At 48.8% G+C, this 26703-nt stretch carries 30 protein-coding genes and 1 riboswitch; of the genes, 7 read left to right on the top strand and 23 right to left on the bottom strand.

What is annotated here, in order from left to right; genetic code table 11:
- Positions 1-71 precede the first annotated feature (71 nt).
- From AF331_RS03945 to AF331_RS03895, 11 genes are all read right to left on the bottom strand, one after another.
- On the bottom strand, positions 72-1361 hold the full coding sequence (locus AF331_RS03945) for an NCS2 family permease (protein ID WP_053426850.1): 1290 nt from the start codon (positions 1359-1361) through the stop codon (positions 72-74).
- Positions 1362-1464: 103 nt separating this feature from the next.
- On the bottom strand, positions 1465-1938 hold the full coding sequence (ribH, locus tag AF331_RS03940) for a 6,7-dimethyl-8-ribityllumazine synthase (protein ID WP_053426849.1): 474 nt from the start codon (positions 1936-1938) through the stop codon (positions 1465-1467).
- A 23-nt stretch (positions 1939-1961) separates the two neighbouring features.
- Positions 1962-3155 carry a bifunctional 3,4-dihydroxy-2-butanone-4-phosphate synthase/GTP cyclohydrolase II gene (locus AF331_RS03935; protein ID WP_053426848.1) on the bottom strand — a complete coding sequence of 398 codons (1194 nt, stop codon included), beginning with the start codon at positions 3153-3155 and terminating at the stop codon, positions 1962-1964.
- A 16-nt stretch (positions 3156-3171) separates the two neighbouring features.
- Positions 3172-3825: a riboflavin synthase gene (gene ribE, locus AF331_RS03930; protein WP_053426847.1), complete on the bottom strand. Its 654-nt coding sequence runs from the start codon at positions 3823-3825 to the stop codon at positions 3172-3174.
- A gap of 2 nt (positions 3826-3827) precedes the next feature.
- The gene (gene ribD / locus AF331_RS03925) at positions 3828-4925 is read right to left on the bottom strand and encodes a bifunctional diaminohydroxyphosphoribosylaminopyrimidine deaminase/5-amino-6-(5-phosphoribosylamino)uracil reductase RibD (protein WP_152915532.1); all 1098 of its coding nucleotides are present in this window, start codon (positions 4923-4925) and stop codon (positions 3828-3830) included.
- A 124-nt stretch (positions 4926-5049) separates the two neighbouring features.
- Positions 5050-5193, bottom strand: a riboswitch (FMN riboswitch).
- A 116-nt stretch (positions 5194-5309) separates the two neighbouring features.
- Positions 5310-5528 (bottom strand): hypothetical protein, encoded by a 219-nt coding sequence (locus AF331_RS03920; RefSeq protein ID WP_053426846.1) that lies wholly within the window; start codon positions 5526-5528, stop codon positions 5310-5312.
- A gap of 73 nt (positions 5529-5601) precedes the next feature.
- Positions 5602-6294: a hypothetical protein gene (locus AF331_RS03915; protein ID WP_053426845.1), complete on the bottom strand. Its 693-nt coding sequence runs from the start codon at positions 6292-6294 to the stop codon at positions 5602-5604.
- 337 nt (positions 6295-6631) lie between these two features.
- Positions 6632-7480 (bottom strand): patatin-like phospholipase family protein, encoded by an 849-nt coding sequence (locus tag AF331_RS03910; protein WP_053426844.1) that lies wholly within the window; start codon positions 7478-7480, stop codon positions 6632-6634.
- Positions 7481-7492: 12 nt separating this feature from the next.
- The gene (locus AF331_RS03905) at positions 7493-7888 is read right to left on the bottom strand and encodes an NUDIX hydrolase (protein ID WP_160316481.1); all 396 of its coding nucleotides are present in this window, start codon (positions 7886-7888) and stop codon (positions 7493-7495) included.
- Positions 7878-8876, bottom strand: a complete 999-nt coding sequence (locus AF331_RS03900) for a helix-turn-helix transcriptional regulator (RefSeq protein WP_053426842.1) — start codon at positions 8874-8876, stop codon at positions 7878-7880. Before AF331_RS03900 ends, AF331_RS03905 begins: the two co-directional genes overlap by 11 nt.
- A gap of 134 nt (positions 8877-9010) precedes the next feature.
- Positions 9011-9346 carry a DUF4870 domain-containing protein gene (locus AF331_RS03895; RefSeq protein ID WP_235576306.1) on the bottom strand — a complete coding sequence of 112 codons (336 nt, stop codon included), beginning with the start codon at positions 9344-9346 and terminating at the stop codon, positions 9011-9013.
- Positions 9347-9509: 163 nt separating this feature from the next.
- On the opposite strand from AF331_RS03895, the gene AF331_RS03890 reads away from it, so the two are divergent.
- From AF331_RS03890 to AF331_RS03870, 5 genes are all read left to right on the top strand, one after another.
- The gene (locus AF331_RS03890) at positions 9510-10289 is read left to right on the top strand and encodes an undecaprenyl-diphosphate phosphatase (protein WP_053427776.1); all 780 of its coding nucleotides are present in this window, start codon (positions 9510-9512) and stop codon (positions 10287-10289) included.
- Between the two features lie 13 nt (positions 10290-10302).
- Positions 10303-10902, top strand: a complete 600-nt coding sequence (gene uptA / locus AF331_RS03885) for an undecaprenyl phosphate transporter UptA (RefSeq protein ID WP_053426841.1) — start codon at positions 10303-10305, stop codon at positions 10900-10902.
- Positions 10903-10965: 63 nt separating this feature from the next.
- Positions 10966-12093, top strand: coding sequence for an amidohydrolase (locus AF331_RS03880; RefSeq protein WP_053426840.1), 1128 nt, complete (start codon positions 10966-10968; stop codon positions 12091-12093).
- Between the two features lie 376 nt (positions 12094-12469).
- Positions 12470-13021, top strand: coding sequence for a GNAT family N-acetyltransferase (locus AF331_RS03875; protein WP_053426839.1), 552 nt, complete (start codon positions 12470-12472; stop codon positions 13019-13021).
- A gap of 105 nt (positions 13022-13126) precedes the next feature.
- Positions 13127-13645: a hypothetical protein gene (locus AF331_RS03870; RefSeq protein WP_053426838.1), complete on the top strand. Its 519-nt coding sequence runs from the start codon at positions 13127-13129 to the stop codon at positions 13643-13645.
- Positions 13646-13930: 285 nt separating this feature from the next.
- On the opposite strand, the gene AF331_RS21740 is transcribed toward AF331_RS03870, so the two are convergent.
- The 6 genes from AF331_RS21740 to AF331_RS03845 all read right to left on the bottom strand — a co-directional run bounded on the left by AF331_RS21740 (position 13931) and on the right by AF331_RS03845 (position 19350).
- On the bottom strand, positions 13931-14077 hold the full coding sequence (locus AF331_RS21740; protein ID WP_082346713.1) for a YflJ family protein: 147 nt from the start codon (positions 14075-14077) through the stop codon (positions 13931-13933).
- 59 nt (positions 14078-14136) lie between these two features.
- Positions 14137-15207, bottom strand: coding sequence for an undecaprenyldiphospho-muramoylpentapeptide beta-N-acetylglucosaminyltransferase (locus AF331_RS03865; RefSeq protein WP_053426837.1), 1071 nt, complete (start codon positions 15205-15207; stop codon positions 14137-14139).
- Between the two features lie 117 nt (positions 15208-15324).
- Entirely contained in the window at positions 15325-16791 is a 1467-nt protein-coding gene (locus tag AF331_RS03860; RefSeq protein WP_053426836.1) for a phytoene desaturase family protein, read from the bottom strand.
- Positions 16788-17882: a glycosyltransferase family 2 protein gene (locus AF331_RS03855; RefSeq protein ID WP_152915531.1), complete on the bottom strand. Its 1095-nt coding sequence runs from the start codon at positions 17880-17882 to the stop codon at positions 16788-16790. The genes AF331_RS03860 and AF331_RS03855 overlap by 4 nt, the downstream gene beginning before the upstream one ends.
- Before the next feature lie 6 nt (positions 17883-17888).
- Entirely contained in the window at positions 17889-18587 is a 699-nt protein-coding gene (locus AF331_RS03850) for a lysophospholipid acyltransferase family protein (RefSeq protein ID WP_053426835.1), read from the bottom strand.
- A complete protein-coding gene (locus tag AF331_RS03845) occupies positions 18574-19350 on the bottom strand; it encodes a carotenoid biosynthesis protein (RefSeq protein WP_053426834.1) in 777 nt (258 codons plus the stop codon). Before AF331_RS03845 ends, AF331_RS03850 begins: the two co-directional genes overlap by 14 nt.
- Before the next feature lie 99 nt (positions 19351-19449).
- Between AF331_RS03845 and AF331_RS03840 the strand changes: the two genes are divergently transcribed.
- The gene (locus AF331_RS03840; RefSeq protein WP_053426833.1) at positions 19450-20814 is read left to right on the top strand and encodes an MATE family efflux transporter; all 1365 of its coding nucleotides are present in this window, start codon (positions 19450-19452) and stop codon (positions 20812-20814) included.
- A gap of 53 nt (positions 20815-20867) precedes the next feature.
- On the opposite strand, the gene AF331_RS03835 is transcribed toward AF331_RS03840, so the two are convergent.
- The 3 genes from AF331_RS03835 to AF331_RS03825 all read right to left on the bottom strand — a co-directional run bounded on the left by AF331_RS03835 (position 20868) and on the right by AF331_RS03825 (position 23157).
- Positions 20868-21653, bottom strand: coding sequence for an SDR family oxidoreductase (locus tag AF331_RS03835; protein WP_200908236.1), 786 nt, complete (start codon positions 21651-21653; stop codon positions 20868-20870).
- Between the two features lie 134 nt (positions 21654-21787).
- Positions 21788-22570: a CAP domain-containing protein gene (locus AF331_RS03830; protein WP_053426832.1), complete on the bottom strand. Its 783-nt coding sequence runs from the start codon at positions 22568-22570 to the stop codon at positions 21788-21790.
- Between the two features lie 323 nt (positions 22571-22893).
- On the bottom strand, positions 22894-23157 hold the full coding sequence (locus AF331_RS03825) for a hypothetical protein (RefSeq protein ID WP_082346711.1): 264 nt from the start codon (positions 23155-23157) through the stop codon (positions 22894-22896).
- 75 nt (positions 23158-23232) lie between these two features.
- On the opposite strand from AF331_RS03825, the gene AF331_RS03820 reads away from it, so the two are divergent.
- Positions 23233-23475: a DNA alkylation repair protein gene (locus tag AF331_RS03820; protein ID WP_053426830.1), complete on the top strand. Its 243-nt coding sequence runs from the start codon at positions 23233-23235 to the stop codon at positions 23473-23475.
- 51 nt (positions 23476-23526) lie between these two features.
- Here AF331_RS03820 and AF331_RS03815 read toward each other — a convergent pair whose 3' ends face one another.
- The 3 genes from AF331_RS03815 to AF331_RS03805 form a co-directional block, all read right to left on the bottom strand.
- On the bottom strand, positions 23527-25128 hold the full coding sequence (locus AF331_RS03815; protein WP_053426829.1) for an MDR family MFS transporter: 1602 nt from the start codon (positions 25126-25128) through the stop codon (positions 23527-23529).
- A 99-nt stretch (positions 25129-25227) separates the two neighbouring features.
- Complete coding sequence (locus AF331_RS03810; protein WP_235563523.1) at positions 25228-25656, bottom strand: MarR family winged helix-turn-helix transcriptional regulator; 429 nt, start codon at positions 25654-25656, stop codon at positions 25228-25230.
- Between the two features lie 82 nt (positions 25657-25738).
- Complete coding sequence (locus AF331_RS03805; RefSeq protein ID WP_053426828.1) at positions 25739-26641, bottom strand: CobW family GTP-binding protein; 903 nt, start codon at positions 26639-26641, stop codon at positions 25739-25741.
- Positions 26642-26703 lie beyond the last annotated feature (62 nt).

Here is a 26703-nt window from a genome sequence, read left to right as displayed (position 1 = left end):
CAATGGAGTTCAGGGTTAGCCTGTTCAAAACAAAACAAGCACGTGCGACAGGCGCACGTGCTTGTTTTTTCCTAATGAATCGCATGGACGATGAAATTCAGAAGGAACAATACCGCAATGATATATAGTGTCAAAGACACTTCCTTTGCCTTACCCGTTGCCACCTTCAGGATCGGATACAGAACGAATCCGAATGCAATCCCGTCAGCAATGCTGTAGGTGAATGGGATCATGACGATGATGAAGATCGCCGGAAGGGCTTCTGTCAGATCGCCCAGGTCCATATGTCGGATATTCTGGATCATCACGCCTCCGATCACGATGAGGATCGGCGCGATCGCATGATCCGGAATCCACTTCAGGTAAGGAATGAACAAAACCGAAGCTAGGAACAGGACGCCAGTGGTGAATGAGGTCATCCCCGTACGCCCTCCGGCGGTCATGGCAGCAGCGCTTTCCACCGTAGAAACAGTGGGGCTTGTGCCGAAGATACCGGACGTCAATGCCGAAAATGCATTGGCCTGAAACGCTCTAGGATACTTATGCTCCTGCCCGATCATGGCCGTATGTCCGCTGACAAGCCCGATATTCTCGAATACGAGGACCATCGTCATGGAAAACACGGCAATCCAAAACGGGATATCCACGATCGCTTTGAACGAAACCTGTCCGAAGACATCACCATACTCACTCCAATGGAATGTAGAGGATGCCGTAGAAGGCTCGATTCCCAGCACCAGTCCGAGGATGGTTCCGAAAGCGATGCTCCAAAGGAATTGCCCCTTCACATTCCGGATGAAAAGGAACAGCGTGAGGAGTAATGTGAGGAGGGTTGCCACAACCTTCCAATCACTGAAGTCCCCGATCGTGATGATCGAACTCTCCCCCCTCTGGATGATCCCGCCCTTTTCAAGGCCGATGAACATGAGGAACATCCCGAGGCCGACCGTAATGGCCTCTTTCAGCACCTGGGGTATGGCCTGCGTCAGTACGCCAGAAAGACGCGTAAACGCAATGACCATGAAAAGGATCCCTGATATCAGGACGACACCGAGTGCTTCCTGCCAGCTGAGGCCGGAGGATTTCACAAGCGTGAACGTAAACATCGCATTGATTCCCATGCCAGGTACTAGAAGGATGGGGGCATTCGCCCAGAACGCCATGACGAGACATCCGACGAATGACGCCAGGATCGTCGCCAATACGGCTCCTTCAAACGGTATACCAGCTTCAGAAAGAATCAGAGCGTTAACGGCGATGATATACACGATGGTGAAATAGCCAACCGACCCTGCAAGCATTTCCTGTTTCAGTGAAGTGCCATGCGCTTTAAACTTAAACACATGTTCAAATGCTTTCATACAATCTTCCTATAAAACTGCCCTCTCCCTACCCGCGTCACCCGGATTACTCCGGGGAGCCACAAGACTTTATTTTAGCAGATAAAGAGTGTGTTGCCAATAGTCATCCTTGTTCGATGGAACGGATCAGGTTCGCCATTTCGATTGCTGAAACAGCCGCTTCCCAGCCTTTATTCCCTGCTTTAGTCCCAGCACGCTCGATGGCCTGCTCGATCGTATCGGTTGTCAATACTCCGAAGATGACAGGGATTTCCTCTTGCATCCCCAGGTTGGCCACTCCTTTTGCCACTTCCCCGCTTACATATTCGAAGTGTGGTGTCGCTCCGCGGATCACCGTACCAAGTGTGATGACGGCGTCATAGTTCCCTGTACGGGCAAGTTTCTTGGCAATCATCGGGATTTCAAATGCTCCCGGCACCCATGTGACTGAAACGTCCGCTTCTTCGACACCATGGCGTTTGAGCGCATCCTCCGCACCCCCGAGGAGTTTGGATGTGATGAATTCGTTGAAACGCGAAACGACGATGGCCACTTTCAGGCCTGTACCTACAAGATTTCCTTCAAATGTTTTTGTCATGATGTTTCCCTCCATTGGTATGATTAGAATTTTAATAAGTGCCCTAGCTTGGCTTGTTTTGTTTTCAAATATTTTTCATTTGCTTCCTTGAAGGGGAGCTGGATCGCAACCCGCTCGGAAATGGTGAGACCATAGCCTTTGATCCCCGCGATTTTCCTGGGGTTATTGGTCAGCAACTTCATTTTCTTCACCCCAAGATCCCTCAGGATCTGGGCACCGATGCCATATTCCCTCAGATCGGCATCAAAGCCGAGCTTATGATTTGCTTCCACGGTATCATAGCCTTCTTCCTGAAGCTTGTACGCTTTCAGCTTATTGATCAGTCCGATTCCGCGTCCTTCCTGCCTCATGTACAACAGGATCCCTTTCCCCTCATGTTCGATCTGGGTCAGTGCCGTTGCCAGCTGGGGACCACAGTCACAGCGGTTGGACCCGAATACATCCCCTGTCAAGCATTCCGAGTGAACCCTGACAAGGATTTCCTCTTCTTCTGTCCATTCCCCTTTAATGAGGGCGACATGCTCTTTACCCGTGAGGACTTCTGTATAACCGATCGCCTTGAAGTCCCCGAAATCAGTCGGCAGGCTGATTTCCACCTCACGATTGATCAGCTTGTCCTCTTTCCTTCGGAACCGGATGAGCTCTTCGATCGTGATGAACGAAAGTCCCCACTTTTCAGCCAGGATCTTCAGGTCGGGGACCCGTGCCATACTGCCATCCTCGTTCATGATTTCACAGATCACCCCTGCGGGTGTCGAACCTGCCAAGCGGGCGAGATCGACGGCTGCTTCCGTATGTCCCGCCCTCTTCAACACACCACCTGGTTTTGCCACAAGTGGAAACACATGCCCGGGTCGCTTGAAATCCTCCGGTTCCGAGAGAGGATTCACTAATTCCTTGATGGTGTGGGCGCGTTCGAATGCGCTGATCCCAGTCTTGGCGGAAGTATGATCCACACTGATCGTGAACGCTGTCCCGTGGTGATCCGTATTGGTTGAGGTCATCTGATTCAAATGGAGTCGACCGGCAATCTCCTCATCTACGGGCGTGCAGATCAACCCCCGCCCTTCCCTGGCCATGAAATTAATGACCTCCGGCGTGACACCTTCAGCAAGGGCGATGAAATCCCCTTCATTTTCTCTGTTCTCATCATCGATGACGATGACGGGTTTACCTTCGCGGAGATCGCGGATGGCTTCTTCGATTGTGTTGAACATCCTATTCCCTCCTTGGTTAGTCAGCGAAGCCATGATCCGATAGGAAGTCATAGCTCAAGCTTTTCTTAGCTGTTGTGTCAGTTTTCTTTGTGAAGAACCGGTGAAAATACTTGGCCATCATGTCACATTCGATGTTGACCTCGTCACCGATCTTCTTGGATCCGAGGACCGTATCTTCCTTCGTTTGCGGAATAAGCGAGACCGTGATGGAATCGTCTGTGATGCCGAATACGGTCAGAGATGTACCGTCGATGGCGACTGATCCCTTCTGGACGAAAAACACAGTGAGTTCTGAAGGGATGTTGATGGTGACGTAGAGGGCGTTCTCCAATTCCTGGAGACTTTTGATCGTACCCACTGCGTCCACGTGACCGTTGACGAAATGACCGCCGAACCTGCCTCCTGCCGCCATGGCGCGCTCAAGATTGACCTTTGTTCCCGTTTTAAGGTTTCTGAGGGACGTCCCTTTGAAGGTTTCAGGCATCACATCTGCCGTAAACTCATCCTTTGAAAATGTGGTGACCGTCAGGCATACTCCGTTCACCGATATACTATCTCCGATCGCCACATCACCCAGGACCTTTCCTGCAGCAAGCCTCAGCTCCATGGAAGAGGCGGATGAGCGGACTCCTTTGACACTGCCTATTTCTTCAATGATTCCTGTGAACATGCTCAATCTTCCTTCCTTTCCTGGGGTACCGCGGTAATCTTCATATCTTTCCCGATTGTTTCAACGCTTTTGATTTCCACCAGGATTCCTTCGGCTATGGATGGGAATCCATCTCCGCCGAAGCTCGGGAACGAGTCCCGTCCTCCGAGTAGTTTCGGGGCCATATAAAGGATGAGCTCCTGGAAGGCCTCCTCCTGAAGGAAGCTTCCGTGAATGCTGCTGCCACCCTCTACATAAACCGATACAAGCGATTTTTTACCAAGTTCAGCAACAAGTTCTTTCATGGTAATGGTTGGGCCAGATAGGGAGAGTATTTCACATCCCTCCTGAATGTATGCCTGTTTACGGGCCTCAGGCACCTCGCATCCTGTGATGAGGATGGTCGGGCTTTGACGATCTTGAATGATATGGGAATGAATCGGGGTACGCAGGTGCGTATCCACGATAAGTCGAATGGGGTTTTTTCCACCTTGGGGCAAACGGGTGGTCAGGTGTGGATTATCTTGAATGATGGTGTTGACTCCAACTAATATCGCGTCATGCCGGTGACGATCATAGTGGACGTCCAGTCTTGATTGTTCTGTTGTGATCCATTTACTGTCTCCGGACGAAGAAGCAGTCCTGCCGTCCAATGTCACGGCAGACTTCAGTGTCACATAGGGTGTGCCTGTCCGGATGAAGTGGAAAAAGTGCTTATTGAGCTCAAGTGCTTCAGATTCTCCCATGCCGAGGTGGACATCGATGCCCGCTTGCTTCAGCCGCTCGATTCCCTTCCCTCCTACAAGGGGATTGGGATCCTGACAAGCGATGAAGACGCGCTTGATCCCGCTCTCGATGATCAGGTTTGCACACGGAGGCGTACGTCCGTGATGGGAACAAGGCTCCAGGGTCACGTAAATATCTGCCCCTTCGGCTCTATCACCCGCCTCCCTGATTGCATGGACCTCTGCATGGGGTCCGCCCGCCTTGAGATGCGCTCCGGTGCCGACAATGCGGCCATCTTTGACAACCACTGCTCCCACGACGGGGTTTGGTGAAGTCTGGCCTTGAGCGGACCTTGCCAACTGAAGGGCAAGCTTCATGTATTCATTTGGTTCCAATTTGATCTTTCACCTCCTGATTCATTCATAAAAAAACCCCAAGAACGAAGTCTTGGGGGAAGTTTGGCATGACGAAATAAAGCATCTATCCTGATTGTTTAAAAAAATCAGAGATACACACTTGCCGGTCCTTCTCCCATCCAGACTTTCACTGTCGGCTTTGGAGTTTCACCAAATCCACCGTCTAATAACCATTAGCCGGGTCACGGACTGAGAGCATACGCTCATCACCGCCGGTAGGGAATTCCACCCTGCCCCGAAGGAAACCTATTCGATTATGTACTGATTATCGCCTCAATCCAAATTGATTGTCAAGCATTGAGTTTTTGCCGATCCTGCATAGTATCGTTCGAACTCCCTGACGGGAAACAGGTACCGGCTCATTCATGCGCCATATTTCCTATCCCGGATCATCCCGGCTGAAAGGATATTCTCTCGCCTGAACATCCTGAGTGCCCGCTTTGTATAACAGTAGGCACGAACATGGGTGGGGGTTATGGTCTCAACGGTTATGATCCTCTCGCTCAGCCGCGATTGCCGATCGATATAGATGATTTTCAATGGGGTCCCTTCTTCGATTGCCTTCCTCATCAAGTAGTCCATAAGCCCACTCCATTCTGCCTAGTATGAACTGATTATATACGAACACACGTTCTTTTTCAAGAGTATGATCTTTTCAAGGAGTAATATAAAACTCCTGATCGAGATGCCAAAGAAAGGCAAATAACCAGTCCATTTCATCTGAGTAGGATTCAAATAGCGTAATCAAGGTGTGGTGGGCATCGAAAATGGAATGAAGATGCGCCGGGAGAATCCCATTTTGGATGGCAAATATATTTACGCCATTATAGTTTAATATCCACTTCTCGGCCCCCTTATAAATCAGGATTTTATCATTTTCCAGACTCCTCCACTCGAGGGCGGTCCGACTGGCATATTTTAAGATGAACCGTTTTTCAACGGGGTGATCCATGTTCAGGACCCGCTTCCCCTTTAAAATAGAAATGGGATCTTTATTCTCCCTGAAAAAGGCATATTCTTTTCTTGAGCTGAGCGGCTGCTGCCGATGAACGGCATACTTCACCCACCCGTTGGTTTTCACGTAGAAATATCCTTCCTTCGCCGATACTCCGATCAATGTGCTGCTTGATACCGGCAGCTCGCGGAACCAGATCCGGTACGCTTTTCGAAGCTCCCTGTTCATACTGAGCGAAAGATACAGATTGGAACAGGCCGGTATGAAAATCAAAAGGGGAAAATAGAAAAGCTCATGTATGACGAGGAGCATGCCGACACCCACAAGGAAGTACATCGTTCCCCTGAAAAGGAGGGTATACTGCTCGTTCTTGTAGATTTGATAGAGATTCATTTAAGCCCGTCCTTTCAAGCAGGAATCTCTACTATGCTATGAACCATCCATCATATACAGAACAGGAAAGAACTTGAGGCAAAACGAAAAGGGACCATTAGAGGACGAACACAATCTATTAGTTCTTATTCCCACTCATGATGTTGCTTGCAGGACTCCGCTTTCCCCTTGTAGCCCGTAAGCCTGAGGAGTCTCACATCAGCTACTCTTCCCGGTGGAATCTTCATGTCACACCAGAACCGCTAGAAGCAAGTGGATTTAAATGGCCAGTTAACAAAAAAAACCGAACTCAATTGCATTTAAGCTAATGAATTCGGATTTCCTATGATTAAGCCTCTTATGTCCATGATAAGATTCGGTTCAGCTGTGATTCTGCGTCTCGATACCCCTGTTGGTAAAGAGTATCCAGTTTAACAGGGTTTTTCTCGATCCTGCTTACTTGGAGGGGTTCTTGGGGCTGGATGATGATGACTTCCCCCCTACGCTCTTTTTCCTCGAGTTCAGCAATCGTTTGGTTGTAATGGAGATACCGATTTTTCAGCGCATTGTACAATTGGGGATACTGCGGATATTTCCGCTTCACGAAATAGGAGAACCGTGACGGCTTTTTCATATATCCGCGGTTCCTCGTTAAAATCACTACATTCTTCTTATATCCATCCCTTTCCGCCTGCTGGAAAGGCACTGGATCGCTGATGCCGCCATCAAGCAGTTCGTGACCAAAGAAATTCACAATGGGGGCAACAAACGGGAGGGAACTGGATGCCCTGATCGCTGTGAGGAGCTCATCCCCATAGTCGCTTCTTCGGAAATACTGGGGTTTTCCTGTTTCACAGTTGGTCGTCCCGATCACGAATTCACTCTCATTCGAGGCGAACGCATCGAAATCGAACGGCACGATCCTCCGGGGGATTTCCTCAAAAACATAGTCCATCCCGAAAAGCTCTCCGGTCTTCCAGTAATTCCTCCAGGACAAATAGCGGGGGTCACGGATGAAATCGACATTGACCTTGCGATTTCTACCTTTTTGTCTCGATAGGTACGATGCCGCGTTGCATGCCCCGGCCGATACCCCGATCACATAAGGAAAGTCCACTCTTTGCTCAAGGAAGTATTCAAGGGCACCTGCGGTATAGATCCCCCGCATGCCCCCACCTTCCAATACAAGTCCTCCGTTGATCTTCATGATGTTTCCTCCTTACCGATTCACTAAAAACGATTTCACTTGTTCGGGGTACAGGGTCGTAGACAACGCTTCGTCAAGCGACATCCAGACGGGCCTATAGCTCCCACTTCGATGTCCTGTAAACTCGTCCCCTTTCCCTGTTCCGAACGTCCCTTCATATTTTCCCACAAGAAAATAATGATGGACACCTTTTTGCTCGAACATCATACATGGCTGTATGGATGAAACCGTTACCCCAAGCTCCTCATGTGCTTCCCTACATGCAGCTTCCATCGGGGTTTCATCGGGTTCAATCCCGCCGCCGGGGATCACATAGTAGATTCGCCCATCCTTTATGCGTTCGATCAGGGCGATGTAGCCATCCTCGATCAATAGTACCCCTGCCCGGTCCCTCGGTTCACGAGTCATGGTCATATAGACTGTGAAGGTTTTCCACCTCTTCTTTCACGGTGTCCTGAAGGGTGTCCGGTGACAGGACCATCATCTTGGAGCCAAAGCCAAGGATCCAGTTCACCAGGCCGTCACTTATCCTGGCTTTGGTTGTAAGGATGAAATGGTCTTCCCCGTCCCGCGTCGTCGAAATATCCTTGCCGAACTTATCGATAATCACATTGATCAAATTATTGCGGCAGCGGATCTTGATCCATTCTTCATCCCCTGCAAACATATGGAAGGTCGACTGGGTATAACTTGAAACATCGAACGATTCATACGCGAAGGTTTCATCCGTTTCCATTACATTCTGAAGCCTATCGACCCGGTAATGACGGATTTCTCCTGCTTCAAAATAATAAGCGATCAAGTAATAGAAGTCATTCGCCCAGGCGAGGGCGTACGGTTTCACTCGGTAGACTCTTCCTTCATGGCTGAGCTGGAATTTCTTATCCACATCGTACCGGCCATATTGGAAGGTGATGACCCTTCTTTGTTCGATGGCTTCGTGGATTTTATGTATCGCAAGGCGGATATAGGGGTTTTCACTTTTGATCGAAGAATCGATCTGAATTTCATTTTGCAGCTTCTTCCCCTGATGGACGCTTGTTAAGCGTCGGATCTTACCAGTCAGCTGGCGGGTTTCTTTTTTTGAGATGAATTTCGCCGAAACGACTGCGTCGATGAGCATGCGGAGCTCGTACAGTTCGAAAAGGCGATACTGATGGCTGTAATACTTCGGCATCCCTTCTTTTTCCTGATTCACAGTGATATCAAACCCGTTCTGGATCAGATGCTCCATATCATCTTTGAGTGAATGCTTATTCAACTTCACATCGGGGCCATATTGCTGTTTGAAGCGAAGGATAAGGTCATCCAGGGTCTTCTCCCTTTCTTCATCTGTCTCTTCGCTCAGGATCTGCCTCAATTGAAGCAGCCGATCTTTGTTATCCAGTCTTGTCAATGCTTTCCCCCTGTTCCCCGGCTGTGCCGGCTGGAGCCTATTGTCTCCTAGTGGATTCTATAAAGTTATCAATCTCAGGGTAAATTTGTCAATGAATAAAGAAAAAAGCCCCTGCTAAAACAGGGACTTTTGACTTATTTGATGAAGCGGATGACAGTCGGGATCCGGTATGTTTCCCCGCCATAAGATTTAACGGCCGCGATGATGGTGAAGATGAACGCCATCAGGCCGACGATCGGAGCCAGAATGAAACCGATCAGGACAATCATCAGGATACTCGCAACAATCCCATAGATTGTATATGAAATCATAAAGTTGAGAAACTCTTTCCCATGGTAATCTACGAACTCCGAATCTTCCCTCTTAATGAGCCAAATGATAAGCGGCCCGATAAAATAAGTAAACAAACTTGACAAATAGATGAGCATGGCCATCAATTTCTCGTCACTGGTGGGCATTGGTCTTTCCATACGTTCTCAATCCTCCATAAAAAATAATAAGTTCATATATATGTACGCATGAGCTAATCAAAAGTTTCACAGACTGGAAAACTTTCATAGATTAGACTCTTTTTGAATATAAGTGAAAGGAATGGGTTTGTCCATACCATTGGAAAAGAAAGGCGGTCTTGTGTTGAGTAAATTAGAAGCATTCATTCTCGGGATCATCCAGGGGTTGACGGAATTCCTGCCCATTTCGAGCACGGGTCATCTTTATCTCGGGAGACTCGCCTTCGGTCTGGAGGAAGCCGGACTATTCCTCGATACAATGCTCCATATCGGTACACTCATCGCAGTCCTTGTTGTGTATCAAAAAGAGCTTCTTCACATGATCAGGCATCCGTTTTCAAAATTATCATTGATCCTCGTTATCGGCACGATACCGGCTGTCATCGTCGGGCTGCTGTTCAAGGATTTTTTCGACAGCATCTCCAAAAATGGTGTTACCATCGGGTGGGAATTCCTTGCGACCGGCTTCATCATGTATTTCGCTGACAATGTGAAAGGCGGTTACAAAAAACTGCAGGACCTCACCTATACCGATGCCCTGGTGATCGGGAGCTTTCAGGCTGCCGCCATCTTTCCGGCCCTGAGCCGTTCTGGGCTAACCATTGCTGCGGGGCTCATCAGGAAGCTGGACCGGGAGACAGCCGCTTATTTCTCTTTCCTGCTCTCCACTCCGGCAATACTCGGGGGCATCGTCCTTCAAGGGAAAGACCTCTTCAGTGGACACGTCGAAGCCATCAGCTTCACAAGTCTCCTCATCGGAACAGTGAGTGCCGGGCTCTTCGGGTACTTCGCCATCGTCGGGATGATCAATTTTCTCAAGAAACGGTCATTGAAGGTTTTCTCCTACTATGTTTGGGCTTTGGGTATCGCTATATTAATTCTGCAGTTTACAGGAGTCCTTTAGGAGGTGGATGACCATGGATACGGATTGGATCCTTCAGCTCTTATCCACGCTGGGTGACTGGGGGTATATCGGGGTGGCGGGGGCCCTCATGGTGGAAGTGATCCCAAGCGAGCTTGTGCTCGGCTATGCAGGCTACCTTGTTCATGAAGGACAGATCAGTCTTGTGGGGGCCATGCTGAGCGGGATGATCGGAGGGACCCTGGCTCAGGTTTTCTTATACTGGCTTGGTCGCTATGGCGGTCGCCCGTTTTTTGATCGATATGGAAAATTCCTTCTCATGCCACCCAGGCATATCGAGGCCGCGGAGAAATGGTTTGAAAAACACGGCACTTTTGTCGTTTTCACGGCCAGGTTCATCCCGGTTGTACGGCATGCCATCAGTATACCGGCTGGGATGTCGAGGATGCCCCTCTCTTCTTTCTGTTTGTATACATTTGCCGCCATGTTTCCTTGGACGCTCCTGTTCCTGCTTGTCGGCATGCAGCTCGGTACACACTGGCAGCACATCGAAGTGATTGGCGTACGGTACATCAAACCGTTGGCCGCGATTGCCATCGGCGGGATAGCACTCTACGTATTGTTTACTTTCTTGCGGAGCAGGAAGAGAAGATGACTTCTATTATCAGGCAGGATTGATTACAATAGAATTATTACCTGATAAGGAAGGGACGACCTTATGAATCGATTACTCTTAACCAATGCAACCATCTATCCCATCTCAAGTCCTCCGATTCAAAATGGCTCTGTGCTGATCGAGGACGGAATCATCAGGCAGGTGTATGCACGTGCCTTCGAAGCCACCGATATCCCTTGGATCGACTGCGGGGGGCGTCATCTTCTCCCCGGGCTTATCGATGCCCATACCCATCTGGGATTATATGATGAAGGGACCGGCTGGGCGGGGAATGACGCGAACGAAACCATCGAGCCCATGACTCCCCACGTCCGGGCATTCGACGGTGTCTATCCCCTTGACCCGGGCTTTACGGACGCATTGAAGTACGGGGTGACGACGGTGAATGTGATGCCTGGAAGCGCCAATGTCATCGGGGGCACCACCTCTGTCATTAAAACGTTCGGTTCGAACATCAGCTCCATGATCGTCAGGAAGACGTCGGGGCTCAAGCTTGCACTGGGAGAGAATCCAAAACGGATCCACAGTAACGGGAACAATGATTCCATCACGCGCATGGGCATCATGGGGATGCTCAGGGAAGCTTTCTTCACGGCTAAATATTGTGATCAGCCTGATGACCTGAGAGTTGCTCCCCTGGTCGCTGCACTGAAACGGGAAATCCCGGTCCGGATCCATGCCCACAGGGCCGACGACATCCTATCTGCCATCCGCTTCGCCGACGAGTTCAACCTAGACCTTCGGATCGAACATTGTACGGAAGGGCATCTCATTGCACACGAACTTCAGGGCCGCAACCTCAAAGTTTCCGTCGGTCCGACATTCACAAGGCGCTCCAAAGTCGAACTGAAAAATAAAAGCTGGATGACCTATCAAAAATTGACGGAAGCAGGCGTCGAAGTGTCGATCACAACGGACCACCCCTACACCCCGATTCAATACTTGAATATGTGCGCAGCCATCGCCGTGAGGGAGGGTCTTGATGAAGGGAAGGCACTTGAGGGGATCACCCTCACCCCGGCGCGGAACCTTGGCGTATCGGACCGTGTGGGCAGCATCGAGGCCGGGAAAGATGCTGACCTCGTACTCTGGACCCACCACCCATTCCATTTCATGGCGAAACCCGTGCTCACGCTGGTGAACGGACGGACGGCTTTCAGCAACCTTTAACAGGGAGGTGAAGCCGAAAGATACAAACGCCTTCAGCCCTTGCGAGGCATGAGATGGACCGTTTTTTCCGCTTGGCATTTCAACGTTTACAATCTTAAAAAAATAAATACAAAAAAACAGCATTTACCCTATTCCCTTTTTGTCGATTATCTTATATGATACAGAAAGGATATAGAATATTTCCTATTACATTGTTCTGAACACGCGATCTATTTATAGATAGGGCGATTGTAATGGAGGGAAGGCAAAAGGTGCGCCACCAGTTTCTTGACTGGTCTTAGTGGGTTCGATTCCCACCCCGAAATTTTTTAGTTACCATTTAAAAATTTCGAGGGTGGATCGTTCACAACGGGACTGCCCTCAAGGAGGGTCTACTATGATCAAGAGACGGGACCTTAATGAGTGTCATGAACTATTCGACCTCATGGTGCATCCGGATGTCTTCCCTTTTGTGCGTCAAAAAGCACATTCATACGAAGAACTATTATTCTTGACGAAACAAACCATTGAAGCAGAAGAACGCGGGGAACTCATCTCCCGTACCATCACCGATGAATGGGGTAGTCCAATCGGGACCATCAATCTTTATGACATTCAGGAAGGGGCCGGTTTCCTCGGGACGTGGCTCGGAAAGCCCTACCACGGAAAAGGCTATAATCAGCCCGCTAAGGATGCCTTCTTCCACGAACTTTTCTATGAGCTCGGGATGGAAACGATCTTCATGAGAATCCGTAAGGTGAATGCACGTTCAAGAAAAGCAGCGGAAAAACTGCCGTATGTCATCAATGCAAACGAATCCAGGGCATCCCTATACCATCAGCTCAATGCGGCTGAAGATGTTTATGACTTATACGAAATCCCAAAAGATCTCTATACGCTTTACCTTTACCAGCAGGAGCAGGCTGAAGAAGAGGCGTTGGAGGCTTAACCAAAGACACCGGCATGCCGGTGTCTATTTTTGTATCGTTGTTCTGTACATAATTCCCCCCTAATCAGGCAAACTGTCAGTAAAATCTTAAGGAGGGGCATTCCCATGATTCTTCGCGTACTACTAGTGATCCTGTCGTGGATCAGCCTGATCTTTATACGGCGGTCGGATATTCTTCGTTTTTCACCCGCAGCCATTTTGGTGTCATTCATATTGACTGTTGTTTCTTTCATCAACCCTGTACTCAAACTGTGGAAGGTGAAAGGAAATAAAAAGGCGCAGGTGTTGGCCGATCTTTCATTCATCATCGGTCCATTTTTCGCAGCGACCATTTGGGTGTTCAAGCTGTCATTTCATTCCTTCCCCCTATTCTTATTCCTGAACGGAGCGGTGAATTACTTTTTTGCCTACCCCATGACGGCATTCTTTCAGAAACAAGGACTGTACAGACTTCTGCACCTGAATAAGCATGCCTTATATGGCGTGAGCATTCTGTACGCCATCATCATCTATCTGTATCAGCACGGCATCGAAAACTTATGCCAAAGGTTGCAAGACATCCGACCAAAGAGATTTTCAAGCGTTTCAAACGATGTTCTCGCCGAAAAGATCACCAAGGGATAAAGCCAATCTCCTGACGAACACGATCCTTATAAGTTCCTTTCCCTTAAATCGCTCATGATTTACTTGCAAGGCTGCTTCACCTTCTATGGGTACCCCTCGGCAATCCGGGAGGTTCCACCTAAGCTAATCTGCCACACAGGAACCTCCGTCTTGCACTCCATTCAAATACTCTAAGCATTAATATAGTCATGATTAAAAAAAGAAAAACCCGAACCATATGCCTGTACCCAGGAATATGAATTCGGGTTTTACCATGATTAAAACACATTTGTGCCAGTCTCTCTGTTAGTTCTTATTCACCTTTTCGAAATAAAGATTGCGGATGACGAAGGTTTTATAGCTTTCAAGCTTTCGTTTATCAACCGGATGGTGGTAGATCCCCATCTTCTTCAGTTCCTGGAGATACCAGCCTTTCGAATACTGATACGCCATGCCTCTCTTCCTTTCAACCGTTTGTACAGTTTATGTACATCGACGGGTGAAAAGACGCATCATTTACTCATGGTGGATAATTCTTCATACATGTCCTGGATGGTATATGCCTTATCGGCGTTTTCCATGGCCGAAACGTACTCATCCCGTTTGCTTTCAAGTTCCTTCACATGCTGGAGGAACGTTTCCGCGGTTACTTCTTCTTCTTCAAGCTTCAGGGCGTAGCCATGCTTGACGAAGGAATTGGCATTGAGGATCTGGTCCCCCCTGCTCGCTTCCCTGGACAGGGGAATCAGGAGCATCGGTTTTTTAAGGGCCAGGAATTCAAAGATGGAATTGGATCCTGCCCTCGAAATGACAAAGTCCGTCATGGCGAGATAATGAGGCAAGTCACCTTTGATGAACTCGTACTGCTTGTATCCCGGTTGTTCCATATGGGGTTCCACATTGCCTTTCCCGCAGATATGGACAATCTGGAAATGATTCAAAAGATCCCCAAGGTTGCTTCTTACGGCTTCATTGATCTTTCTTGCCCCGAGGCTTCCCCCCATGATCATGAGGACCGGCTTCAGATTGTGGTATCCGGTCAGGCGACGACCTTCCTTTTCATCACCGGTGAAGAGTTCTTCGCGGATGATGGCACCTGCACAAATCGATTTCTCGGCAGGCAGGACATTCACAGTTTCCGGGAATGTAGTAAAGATCTTCGTCGCAAATGGGACGGCCAGTTTATTCGCAAGGCCCGGCGTCACATCGGACTCGTGGATCGCAACCGGCACCTTGGCGATTTTGGCTGCCATCACTACCGGCACAGACACGAATCCTCCTTTTGAAAAGATGATATCCGGCTTGGTTTTGCGAATGATGGAAAGAGCCTCGAGGACTCCCTTCATCACTCGGAACGGGTCGGAAAAATTCTTCCACGAAAAGTAGCGTCGCAGCTTCCCGCTTGAGATTTCTTTATAGGGAATATGAGGGAATTGATCTGTGATGATCTCTTTTTCAATTCCGTCCTTGGATCCGATATAAGTGATCGCCCAGCCTTCTTTTTCAAAGTGGGGAATGAGCGCTGTATTGACGGTGACATGACCGGCAGAACCCCCGCCTGTAAATAAAATTCGCTTACTCATAGTGATAGACTCCTAACTGTTTCTCGATAATGGTGGATGCTCCATTTGGCATCATCATTATACACTTTACCAAAAATATGGCCGGGATAGAACAAAAATTCATGAAGAATACATCATTTATCTCTTCCCATGACGTGTAAGGATGAAATCCGCTACGTTTTTGCCACTGATTGTCACCATGGGTGAACCCCCGCCTGGATGGGTCGTCCCCCCTGCGTAAAAGAGATTCCGCACATCCCTGCTTACATTGGAGGGCCGCAGGAACGCTTCCGTCATCGTATGGGAAGCAATCCCGTAAAGTGCTCCCCGGTATGCGGAAAATTTCCCCTTGATGGCATCCGGAGTCATCACCTTCTCGTACTCAAGCTGACTCCGGATGGGGATCCCCTTTTGTTCCAGCGCATCATAAATTTTGTTTTTGTACCTCATAGCTTCTTCTTCCGTCAGATTGACCGCAGGTGCATTGACCAGGATGAACAAATTGCTACCCTTCGTCACCCCTGGGTCGGTGGCTGCGGAATGGCTGATATAGATAGTGGGATCCTTCGGCAGTCTCTTTTTATTGAAGATGTCGTCGAACTCCTCTTTGTAATCATCCGTGAAGAAAACCTGATGGTGGTGGATATCGGCCTGGAACTCTCGCAACCCTGCGAGGATAACGAATGCCGAGATGGAAGGTTCGTATGCATCAAGCTTCCGATCGGGAGTGGACGGTCGCTCACGCTCGTCGAGAAGTTCTTTGGTAGCCGTGATGTAATCTCCGTTCACAATCACATAGTCACCCCTCACTTCATCACCAGAAGAGGTCAGGATGCCTTTCGCTTCCCTTCCCTCGACCAGGATTTTCTTCACCTTCGTGCCGGAGCGGATCACTCCCCCGTGTTCTTTGAAGAAAGCCGAGAATCCTTTGGCGATTCCTGTGTTCCCCCCTTGGGTGTAATAGACACCATCATTCATTTCAAGGTGTCCGATCAAGGAAAAGGTCGCAGGACATTGATAAGGAGATGAACCGATGTAGGTCGCGTACCGGTTGAAAACCTTCAGCACATCAGCGTGGCGGAAGAACCGTCTATGGAAATGGTCCATCTTTTCAAGTGGCCTCACCTTTGCGAAGTGGGCGGAGAGGGAAGGCGATAGATAATCCCTCCAAGAATTGAATACACGATAAAAGAAGCCTTTTTCAGCAAGGTCATACAGCCTCCTCACTTCCTTCAAATAGGCTTCATACCTCTCCCCATCTCCGAAAGCAGAGAGTGATTCTTTCATTTCCTCGGGGTCCGTTGACTGGAAAAGGACCCTTCCGTCCGGAAACACATTCTTTGTATGCTTTGTCAGTTTGGTGAAGCGAAAATAGCGATCCGCATCACCACCGGCGTCATTGATCACTCTTCTAAAAATGTCCGGCATGGTGATGGTATTAGGTCCAAAATCAAAATGGAAGCCGTTCTCATCCACCGGCATCATCTTGCCTCCGGTGTGGACATTTTCGTCGATAATCGTCACATCAAACCCTTTGGATTGAAGGGTGATGCCCGCCGATAGGCCGCCAAGTCCGGACCCGATAACGATGACTTTCCCACTCAATATGATCTTCCTTTCCACTTGTAGCTTTGTTTTCTTATCCGTTTCAACATGGACGCCCACATAATGGCGATCAAGGCCAGACTGGCCAGTGGCATCAGCCAGAAATGATGGGGGGATTGATTGGATGTGCGGTCGATAATGAACGTCTGTGCCCATACCAAGATCAGCGGGAGACAGTAGATCTCCTGCAAGCTGATGATCCCGTAGCCGAACAGCGGCAGCGGGAGGAAGTAAAAGGCGAAATAAAATAAGGATGACACCCCCACCATGAAGGGGTTTTGGCCAAGGCCGATATAGATATTCTTCAAGAACCCTTCCCACACTTCACGATTCGTGTCGTACATGTGGCAGACGGCGTCTTCCGTGTTATTGATCAGGGTCGCTTTCCATCCTTTTTTCTTCACCAGCCTTGTGATATGTACATCTTCGAGGAGGGATGATCGAACAGCTTGATGCCCGCCGATGCTTTCATAGGCGTCCCGCTTAAAGAACATGAAGGCGCCGTGAGCAGCCGTGAAGGCAGGAAACGTTGTATAATTTGCCATGACCAATGGCAGATGGAAGAAGACCAAGAAGTGCTGAAAGGGAACGAGTAGCTTCCCAAGTAGTGGCTTGACCGGAAAACGAGGGAAACCCGTGATCAACCCTGACCGGCGGCGATCCATCTCGGCAAGCACCTTTTCTATGGTATCAGGCGCGATACGGACGTCGGCATCAAGGAAGAACAAATACTCTCCCTTTGCTTCAACGCTTAGTTGATGGCAGGCATGCACCTTCCCGATCCATCCTTCCGGGAGGGGTTTGCCGGCTATGACCTTGAAAAAGGGATCATCACCAATCGACTTCCTCAAGAGCTCTGACGTTTGATCGGTCGAACCATCGTCCAATATGATGACTTCCAGGGATCGATGAGTAAGACATTTCAAATTTCGGATCAGGGATTCCACATTCCGTTCTTCATTGCGCATCGGAATCAACAGGGAAACGAAAGAGTTGGATGGAGGGGCTGCCTTCAGTCGGGGAAGGAATGCCAAGTTGAGGACGGTCAAGATCAAAAATATGATGAGTATGGCAATATAGATTACAATCAATTCATTCTATCCTTTCCTTTTTAAGAACTGCAGTTTTTCACTGCTTGATGAAAACCCGCCGACCCAAGGGGTAAACGAAGAAAGATCCTCTTCCATCACTTCCGATTTCATCCTATCCAGCTGAGTTTCCATCAACGCCCTTAGATGGTCGGTCCTTTCTTTCCGCCCGCCATGAAGGGGTGGTGCATCGTTCAGTCGAATGAACAGCTCCGGGCGCTGGTGGTGACGGAAGGTATAATAGAATGTGACGAGGACCACCGACACTTCCGGCACTTTTCCTATGAGGTAGCCCGGTCCATTAAAGAATGTAAGGGGGCGCTTCTCCACATGCTCCTCGTCCCCTTGAGGAAAGATCCATACCGTTTTATCCTCCTTGAGGCGTTCTTCAGCGTAGCGTAAAGACGCAACCACTTCTCTTGAGGAATCCCGATCCACTGAAAACGCTCCTATTTTCCGGAAGAATCCGTATTCTTCCATCCCTTTGCGGCTCATCATGGCATAACTGTCCCCTTTCACCACATGCCGGTTCAAATAAAAAACCAGTAGCCCGTCCCACCAACTGGAGTGATTCACAAGCATAAGCCCCTGCCCTTTCCTTTGACGATCATCATCCAGCCAGATCCGGTGAAAATGCTTTTTCAATTGAAAGGTTAAATATCCTGACAGGATCCGTTGGAATGCCGGACTTTTTTTAGGCTCTATCATAGGATTCCCTCCATATCTTCCTGATGGTCAACATGATGACATATACAGTCAACGTCACGAAAACCGCAAGCCATAGACCTTCCACCATGGAAGTGACCACGAACATCCCGACGACCATACCGTATAACCATCTCATCCTCGGGCTCCAAACCTTTGGGAATGACGTATCTCTCAAAAGGTAGTAGAGGATGAATTGGATCACGAAGGAAACATAGAACCAGCCAAGGAAGTTTTGCGTTGGAATATCATAATAAATGCCATCCCCCTCCCAGATCCAGTACTGTCTGCCTTTGTAGGCAACCGGATCGATGATGAGATCCATCGTGACCGCAAGGATTGAAGTGGCAATGCTGTACAAAAGAGCATTCTTGAAGGTTTTCTTCCCATTCAGCATCCATTCGAAGTACGCCATACTCGTGAATATGACCATGACCCAAGCGAAGCCGATTGTAACGGGGACTCCGAAAAGTTGGATACCGAAATCTTTTTCATAATGGTACGACCCGAAGATCCATCCGTAATGGACTCCGAGTGATTCAGCCGCAATGGTCCCGATGATGATGATGGCAGCTAGCCAATAACCCATCCCCCTTTTAAATACCATGCCGGCATACAAGACGGCCAGAAACCCCGAAAGATACAAAAAAACGGCATTGGCCCATTGAAGTGCAGGCGGAAGCCAGTCGAGGGAAACAAGCACGAGCCCGACTCCGTACCAAATCAAAAATATGATCCACACCCAATTCTTCCATCTATGTTCCATGGTTTCCCCTCTTTTCAACACTGGATTTTTTCACAGAGCACCCCTATTCTGTGGTACAGTATGATAGTGCATTTTAAGCAGATTAAAGGAGACTACGTCATGATTGAAACTTCATCCATCCCCCAAAAGATCAAACAGTTGATGATCATCCTCATCCCCATCCTGGTCACCCAGTTGGCGATGTTTTCCATGAATTTTTTCGATACGATCATGTCGGGGAAATATTCCCCTGCGGATCTGGCAGGCGTCGCCATCGGATCATCCCTCTGGGTTCCGATCAGCACCGGATTGACCGGCATCCTCTTGGCAGTTACACCGATCGTGGCGCAGCTGATCGGAGCCAAGGAGAAACGTGACGTCCCTTCCACTGTTCTTCAAGGTGGTTATGCCGCCATCTTCCTGTCTATCTTGGTGTTCATCATCGGGGCACTCGTGATCAGACCGATCCTGAATGGAATGAATTTGGAATCGGATGTCAGGGAGGTGGCATATGCGTACCTTGTTGCCATTTCCATCGGGATCCTCCCCCTCTTCATTTATACGGTTTTCAGGTCCTTCATCGATGCACTGGGCATGACCCGTGTGACCATGGTCATCACATTGATGAGCCTGCCGATCAATGTGATCTTGAACTACCTGTTCATCTTCGGTAAGTGGGGATTCCCAGAGCTGGGAGGTGCAGGGGCCGGGTATGCCACTGCCATCACCTACTGGTTGATCGCACTCATTGCCTTCTGGGTCATCCATACGAAGCAGCCCTTCAATGAGTACAGGATATTCAAGGTGATTCCCCTTCCTGATTGGAGCAAGCTGAAGGAACTCTTGACAATGGGGATTCCCATCGGCCTGTCTATCTTTTTTGAGGTCAGCATCTTTTCGGCCGTGACGCTTTTGATGAGTAACTACAGCACGATGGTCATTGCCGCCCATCAGGCAGCCATCAACTTTGCCTCCTTCCTGTACATGATCCCCCTCAGCATCTCCATGGCCCTTACCATTGTCGTGGGGTTCGAGACCGGTGCCAAGCGGGTGAAGGATGCGAAGGTGTACAGCTGGATCGGGGTTACCTTTGCCCTGCTCCTTGCCCTTATTTACGGCGCACTGCTCCTTGCCTTCAAGTCTGATGTTGCCTTCTTATATACCGATGATCTCCATGTGCGGGAACTGATCGGCCATTTCCTCCTGTATGCTGTGTTCTTCCAGCTTTCAGATGCTGTTCAGGCCCCCGTCCAAGGGGCATTGAGAGGGTACAAGGACGTGAATATCACCTTTGTGATGGCGCTGATATCCTATTGGGTGATCGGCCTCCCGCTTGGTTATGTACTCGCCAATTATACGTCGTGGGGACCGTATGGATATTGGCTCGGCCTTACATCGGGACTCACTGCAGGTGCCATCACGCTCTCCATCCGCCTGATTGCCATTCAGCGCAGGTCGATGAAAACAGCACGTCCCGTTCAATGACATGTCCGCATAATAGATGATGGGAGATGAGCTTTACGCTCATCTCCCTTTTCTTATGATCCTTCCTGATGAAAGACTTTTCCCAGCACGTCTTTCCCCCCTGTCACAGGGATGATCGAGCCGGTGATGAAGTCGGAGTCCTCCCCGCATAGGAAGGCAATGACACGGGATAGGTCTTCACCCGTGCCCGGGCGGCCGATGGGTGTCGATCCATCCGCTTCTCCCCTCGCTTCGCTGATTGGTCGTTCCTTCCATTCGGGCACGATGTCCCCGGGGCAAACCATATTCACCGTGATACCGTTGGCAGCTTCCTCCATTGCCAGGGTCCTCGTGAAGGATGCAAGCCCTGCTTTGGCCGCTGCAAAGGCAGATCGGTAGATCCATCCGGGGGCTGTCTCTACGCGGTCGTATCCGAATGTGACGATCCTCCCCCAGCCTTTTTCCCGCATATGCGGGATCAGGAGTCTGGTTAAGTAAAACACCGCATTGAGGTTGCCGGCGATGATATAGTTCCATTCCCCCGGACTATATTCATCAAATGTCTTTCGATCTTTGACGAAGGGGCCAGCATTATGGATCAGGATATCGACTCCCCCCACCTCACGTAATAGTTCCTCCACCATCCGAAAACAGTCCGCCTCGTCCGCGATGTCCCCTTTGACAGAAAAGACCTTGTTTCCATATGTATCATGAAGCTGTTTCATAAGCTCCTGCACTTCTTTGTCGTGTTTTCGATAATTGAGTATGACGGTATGTCCTTTTCGGGAAAATTCTTCTGCTGTCTTCTTTCCGATTCCCTTCGAACCACCGGTGATGAACACTACTTTTTCTTTCCTCAAGCTAGATCCACTCCACGTCTCACTTTATACCTTAATAGTATGGACCAGAGGCACGAAATGCAAATGTAAGCTCTTTTTTTATCCGCAATAAAAAACGCCCGGGTGCTAGACCCGAGCGTTCCTACGTCAATTGATTATTTGCTGATGAATTGTTGTGTCCAGTAGTTACCTTCTTCAACATAGCCCACACCGATGTGTGTATAGTCTGAACTCATGATGTTCTTGCGGTGTCCTTCACTGTTCATCCATGCTTGAACGACTTCTTCAGGTGTCTGTTGACCCTGGGCGATGTTTTCACCGGCCGCTTTGTATTGGATTCCGAATTGCTTCATCATGTCGAATGGAGATCCGTAAGTCGGGCTGTTGTGATCGAAGTAGTTGTTCTTTTGCATATCTTTTGACTTTTCCTTCGCAACCTTGCTCAACTCGGCATCCACTTTCAAAGCAGGAAGTCCTTGTTTCGCACGCTCTTGGTTTGTCAATTCCACTACTTTTTGCTCATACTGGCTCAATTGGCCGTTCTCATCAGAGGCTTTTTGCTCAGATTGCTTTGGTTGTTCCTGCTTTGCAGGTGCCTGTTGCTGCTGAGCTTTTGGTGCTTCTGCTTTTGGTGCTTCTGCTTTTGGCGCTTGGGCTTGAGGAGCTTCTGCTTTTGGCTCTTCCTGTTGTTTTTCAGGTGCCGGAATGCTTCCGTTCATGCAATCCTGTACGTTGATGGCTTTTCCATCCATTTGATATTTTGAAAGGATATCTTGCATCCATTTGTTTAAATCTTCTTGATTAGCAAACTGTTGCGCATTCACGTTTGTATACACTTTAGCCTGATCCAACCCAGCGGCGTCTGCTTTGCCTCCGGCGAATGGTGCTGCAAGGAATGTAAATGCTGTTGCTGTCGTGATAACCAATTTCTTGTTCATAAGTGTGTGTGCCTCCTTAATGAATGTGTTTTCTTGGTGCAAAAACATCATACCATCAAGTTTTTGTTACATTTACGGGAGATGTTGGCAACTCTACGATAATTGTTGGATATTGAAAGACAATTCCTCTCTAGTACTTTAGTAATCACTGAAACTAAAGGGTAAAAAGACTCACCGAAGGGTTTGCTTACATTTCCAACACAAGAAATTCATCTCTCCCACACCTAATAATTACCTGAACAAGAAGATTGACAACTTTATGAACGGCTATAATATATGACATTTGTTACAGGTTTTTTTCAATGATTTCTATATGAAGCAGCTCAGATCAACTCTGACATGACTTCTACGTGGCAATGGATCAGCATGGCTTTCTCTTCCGCCGAAAGGGGGGAATCACTTATCCGTTTGGTGGCAAGATAGAACTTGTCCAGGGGCCCCTTTCTGACCCGTGGGTGGCTGAACTCATCCTGCAGCTCCCGTTTGATTGCTTCTTGGAGGACAACCAGGGGTTCTCTCCCCCCAAGTTCAAGCAGGCGGCCTTTATAAATGTTTTTATACGCTTCCAGAAGTTCCGGGGATGTCATCATTTGCTCTCCTTTTTACATATTATCTGACTTGTCCAGGCACACTATCCATAAAACCCGAAAGGTGGAATCCCGATGTCGATGCCATACCGTTGTCCGAGTTGTAAAACAAACCGTACCCGTTTCAACATTATACAGCAGCTTTCACAGAGTGTTAAACTGGACCCTGCTTCCGGAGAAGTGGTGGAACAATATGAAAGTGGTGAATTGCAACCCTTTCACCTTGCGTATAATGGTCCGGACAAAAAGATTCAATGCGCTGCATGCGGTCTAGTGGAAGATGAAATGACCTTCAAGAAGTTCGGGGAGTCCCACTGAGATTGTGCATGGATTGAAAAAAGCTGACCCCTTCCAGGATCAGCTTTTTTGTTATTCATTGACAGCTTTTTTGGCTTCGGTTTCTTCCTTATTGCTCATCCGTAAAGGAATCTCTTTAATGAAGAAGGTCAATAGGAACCCTACAAAGAGAATGATCGCCCCGATCAAGAAGACATTGGTCAATGCGTAGCTCAGGGCTTCCCTCACTCCAGTGACGATTGTATCAAACACACCGCTCAGTTCTGGGGGGAGCGTCTTTTCTATCTCATTTAGCTTGTCGGCATTCATGATCAATTGTGGATCTTGAAGTTTTTCAAGCCCCTTTGCAGCATCGGGGTTTGACAGGACAGGCGATTCTTTGACTGCCCCCATTTGCTCACTCATCTTATTCGCCATGGACTGGTTCATGACGGTTCCCATGATGGCCACCCCGATTGTTCCACCAATTTGCCGGAAAAGCTGTGTGGCTGCAGTTGCGACTCCAAGGAACTGGTGGGCAACGGCGTTTTGTACGGCCAGGGTGAAGACCGGGAAGCTAAGACCCAGTCCGGTACCGACGATGATGATATTGATCAGTGCCCTGGCATTCGTCGTGTCAGTGTCCATGAACGACAGAAGGACCATCCCGCTGCTCATCACAAAAAGTCCGATAAGGGCCAGGAACTTGTATCGCCCCGTTTTGGTGATGATCTGACCACCGATGGCACTTGCGAGCACCATGCTTAGGGTCATGGGCATCATGACAATTCCAGACTTGGTGGCGGATGTACCCATGACTCCCTGTATGAAGAAGGGCATATACATGATGGCGCCAAACATACCGGCCCCCAGGATGAAACCGATCATATTGGACAGGGTGAAGATCCGGTTCTTAAACAATCCAAGAGGCAATACCGGATTCGACGCATTCTTCTCGGTGACGATGAAAAGGATCAGTGCGATGACGGCACCACCAAGGAGACTGAGGATCTGGACAGACAGCCAGTCGTAGTCATTTCCTCCCCAGGTGAATGCAAGGAGAAGCGGGATGATGGTGAGGGTCAGCATGATGGAGCCCAGATAATCCACCTTCTGCCCTGTTTTCGCCGTCTGGGATGGAAACATTTTGTAGATCATGCCGAAAGCAATGAAACCGACAGGCAGGAACACCCAGAACACCCAGTGCCAGTTGGCATTGTCGACGATCCAGCCTCCAAGGGTAGGCCCGAATACGCTGGCAAGACCAAAGACTGAACTCATGAGTCCCTGCCATTTGCCGCGCTCTCTCGGAGGGAACAGATCCCCGACCGCAGTGAAGGCCGTTGACATGATCATCCCGGCTCCGAAGCCCTGGATGCCCCGGAATAGGATCAGCTGAAAGATGGATCCCGATAAGCCATTAAGGAAGGAGCCTACCATGAATACCCCGATTCCAAGAAGGATAAATGGTTTACGTCCGTACATATCCGACAGTTTCCCCACCAAGATGGCCGTAACCGAGCTGGTCAGCATGAAGATGGTGAATACCCAGCTATAATAGTCCATTCCACCGATTTCTGAAATGATCCGTGGAAGCGCCGTACCGACGATGGTCTGATTCAATGCGGCAAAAAGCATAGCCGACATGATGGCGATCATGATCATCACTTTCTTTTTATGTTCTAAGTGTTCCAATTCATTCCCCTCCTATACCATTCGGTCGTGAAATAATTCAATAAGTGAAGTAATGGGCGAAAAAGGAGGGGCGACCGGATCCTTCCGGTCATCCCCTTCTTATGAATGACGTTTTGGGTGACTTAACAGCTTTTCAAAGAGGTGCGTGAAGATACGGATTTCCTCCTCATCGAACGAGTGGAACAGATCTTGGAAATACTCTGTCTTCCTCTCTTCGCATTTTGCGAGTACTTCCTCTCCGCTTTTGGTAATCTGCAGCTCTACAACCCGTCGATCTTCATTGGATCTCTGTCTTGTAATATGTGATTTTTCCACGAGGGCATCGGTTATGGAAGTGATGTGGCTCGCTGAAACTTCCATCCTCTTTGATATTTCCGAGGACTTCAATGCTCCGTTCTCACGGATGAGCTGAAGGACACGGAATTCCCCATTGGATAAATATTGCCCGAAGATGTTCCGTACATCTGCCTTCATCATTCGGAATACGGATACGAATAATCGCTCTAACTCAAATAAGTCTTTCCCCAATTCTAATCGACCTTTCCTACGGTTATTGAATAATTCAGTACGTTAATCATTAAATCATAGACCTTTTTCCGCTTCTTGTCAATCATCCTTCCAGACTTTTAAGGGAGGAGATGATCCGTTCTCGATCCATCCCTTCGCCGATGACGACAAAATTGGTCGGATAGTTCATGTCCCCAGGCATGTATAGGGGCATGCCATACGAGTATTGGAAGAGCGTCGGATACTTCCTTCCCTGTAATGGAATATATCCTTTCATCCGATAGATGGACTCTTGATGAGCATGGACCCATTGTTCAAAGTCTTCACCGCTCACTTCCGCTTCAAACGTATGGACGATCGCCTGCAGCGTCAGGGTATGGCCTTGTCCACCTTCATAATGATCTTTCTTCGTCATCGACGTAATGGCCCCTACAGGTACTTTCGAATGACTCGTTAAATAAATGGACGCACCGGGATTCAATTGTTGGAGGTCATATGCAAACGTCCCCTGCTCCATTTCAGTCAAAAGGTCCACTTTATTGGCAACAAGGAAACTTGCATGTCGGATCTGTTCCCTCATAAGGTGAAGGACAGAGGGGCTGAAACTCCCTCGCTCTTTCCATTGAAGACCGTCGACAACGGTGAGTATGCCCTTGAAATGGAAACGATCTGCAAACAGCGGGGATAGAATCGAGTCGACCACTTCTACAGGATGGGCGGCTCCCGTCGTTTCAATGACCAATACCCCGAAGTCTTCTTTAATCAGAAGATCTTGAAGCTGGGATTCGAGTTTATCTGATAGGGTGCAGCATATGCAGCCGTCAAGCATCTCCCTCAAGGCCGTATCTTCATCCACTTGATCGCTGTCGATCGACACACTTCCAAGCTCATTCATCAGGACCGCGGGTTTAGTCCCCTCTGCTTTCAATGATTCCAGCAACCCTTTCAGCAAGGTTGTCTTTCCGCTTCCTAGGAAGCCCGATAAGATGTATACATCTTTCTTCATGAACACGTTCCTCTTTTCTTTTTTCACCGGACCAGTATATGATCAATGGTTGCTTCGGCTAT

The organism is Rossellomorea marisflavi, assembly GCF_001274775.1.
GTDB classification, from domain to species: Bacteria; Bacillota; Bacilli; order Bacillales; family Bacillaceae_B; genus Rossellomorea; species Rossellomorea marisflavi.
The sequence above is the reverse complement of the archived record's forward strand: the minus strand, read 5'-3'. Positions and strand labels throughout refer to the sequence as shown.

Excerpts from the sequence above, each read along its gene's own strand:
- AF331_RS03945 (WP_053426850.1), bottom strand. The coding sequence starts at position 1,361 with ATGAAAGCATTTGAACATGTGTTTAAGTTTAAAGCGCATGGCACTTCA.
- ribH (WP_053426849.1), bottom strand. The coding sequence starts at position 1,938 with ATGACAAAAACATTTGAAGGAAATCTTGTAGGTACAGGCCTGAAAGTG.
- AF331_RS03935 (WP_053426848.1), bottom strand. The coding sequence starts at position 3,155 with ATGTTCAACACAATCGAAGAAGCCATCCGCGATCTCCGCGAAGGTAAA.
- ribE (WP_053426847.1), bottom strand. The coding sequence starts at position 3,825 with ATGTTCACAGGAATCATTGAAGAAATAGGCAGTGTCAAAGGAGTCCGC.
- AF331_RS03920 (WP_053426846.1), bottom strand. The coding sequence starts at position 5,528 with ATGGACTACTTGATGAGGAAGGCAATCGAAGAAGGGACCCCATTGAAA.
- AF331_RS03915 (WP_053426845.1), bottom strand. The coding sequence starts at position 6,294 with ATGAATCTCTATCAAATCTACAAGAACGAGCAGTATACCCTCCTTTTC.
- AF331_RS03910 (WP_053426844.1), bottom strand. The coding sequence starts at position 7,480 with ATGAAGATCAACGGAGGACTTGTATTGGAAGGTGGGGGCATGCGGGGG.
- AF331_RS03905 (WP_160316481.1), bottom strand. The coding sequence starts at position 7,888 with ATGACTCGTGAACCGAGGGACCGGGCAGGGGTACTATTGATCGAGGAT.
- AF331_RS03895 (WP_235576306.1), bottom strand. The coding sequence starts at position 9,346 with ATGGAAAGACCAATGCCCACCAGTGACGAGAAATTGATGGCCATGCTC.
- uptA (WP_053426841.1), top strand. The coding sequence starts at position 10,303 with ATGGATACGGATTGGATCCTTCAGCTCTTATCCACGCTGGGTGACTGG.
- AF331_RS03880 (WP_053426840.1), top strand. The coding sequence starts at position 10,966 with ATGAATCGATTACTCTTAACCAATGCAACCATCTATCCCATCTCAAGT.
- AF331_RS03875 (WP_053426839.1), top strand. The coding sequence starts at position 12,470 with ATGATCAAGAGACGGGACCTTAATGAGTGTCATGAACTATTCGACCTC.
- AF331_RS03870 (WP_053426838.1), top strand. The coding sequence starts at position 13,127 with ATGATTCTTCGCGTACTACTAGTGATCCTGTCGTGGATCAGCCTGATC.
- AF331_RS21740 (WP_082346713.1), bottom strand. The coding sequence starts at position 14,077 with ATGGCGTATCAGTATTCGAAAGGCTGGTATCTCCAGGAACTGAAGAAG.
- AF331_RS03865 (WP_053426837.1), bottom strand. The coding sequence starts at position 15,207 with ATGAGTAAGCGAATTTTATTTACAGGCGGGGGTTCTGCCGGTCATGTC.
- AF331_RS03850 (WP_053426835.1), bottom strand. The coding sequence starts at position 18,587 with ATGATAGAGCCTAAAAAAAGTCCGGCATTCCAACGGATCCTGTCAGGA.
- AF331_RS03845 (WP_053426834.1), bottom strand. The coding sequence starts at position 19,350 with ATGGAACATAGATGGAAGAATTGGGTGTGGATCATATTTTTGATTTGG.
- AF331_RS03840 (WP_053426833.1), top strand. The coding sequence starts at position 19,450 with ATGATTGAAACTTCATCCATCCCCCAAAAGATCAAACAGTTGATGATC.
- AF331_RS03830 (WP_053426832.1), bottom strand. The coding sequence starts at position 22,570 with ATGAACAAGAAATTGGTTATCACGACAGCAACAGCATTTACATTCCTT.
- AF331_RS03825 (WP_082346711.1), bottom strand. The coding sequence starts at position 23,157 with ATGACATCCCCGGAACTTCTGGAAGCGTATAAAAACATTTATAAAGGC.
- AF331_RS03820 (WP_053426830.1), top strand. The coding sequence starts at position 23,233 with ATGTCGATGCCATACCGTTGTCCGAGTTGTAAAACAAACCGTACCCGT.
- AF331_RS03805 (WP_053426828.1), bottom strand. The coding sequence starts at position 26,641 with ATGAAGAAAGATGTATACATCTTATCGGGCTTCCTAGGAAGCGGAAAG.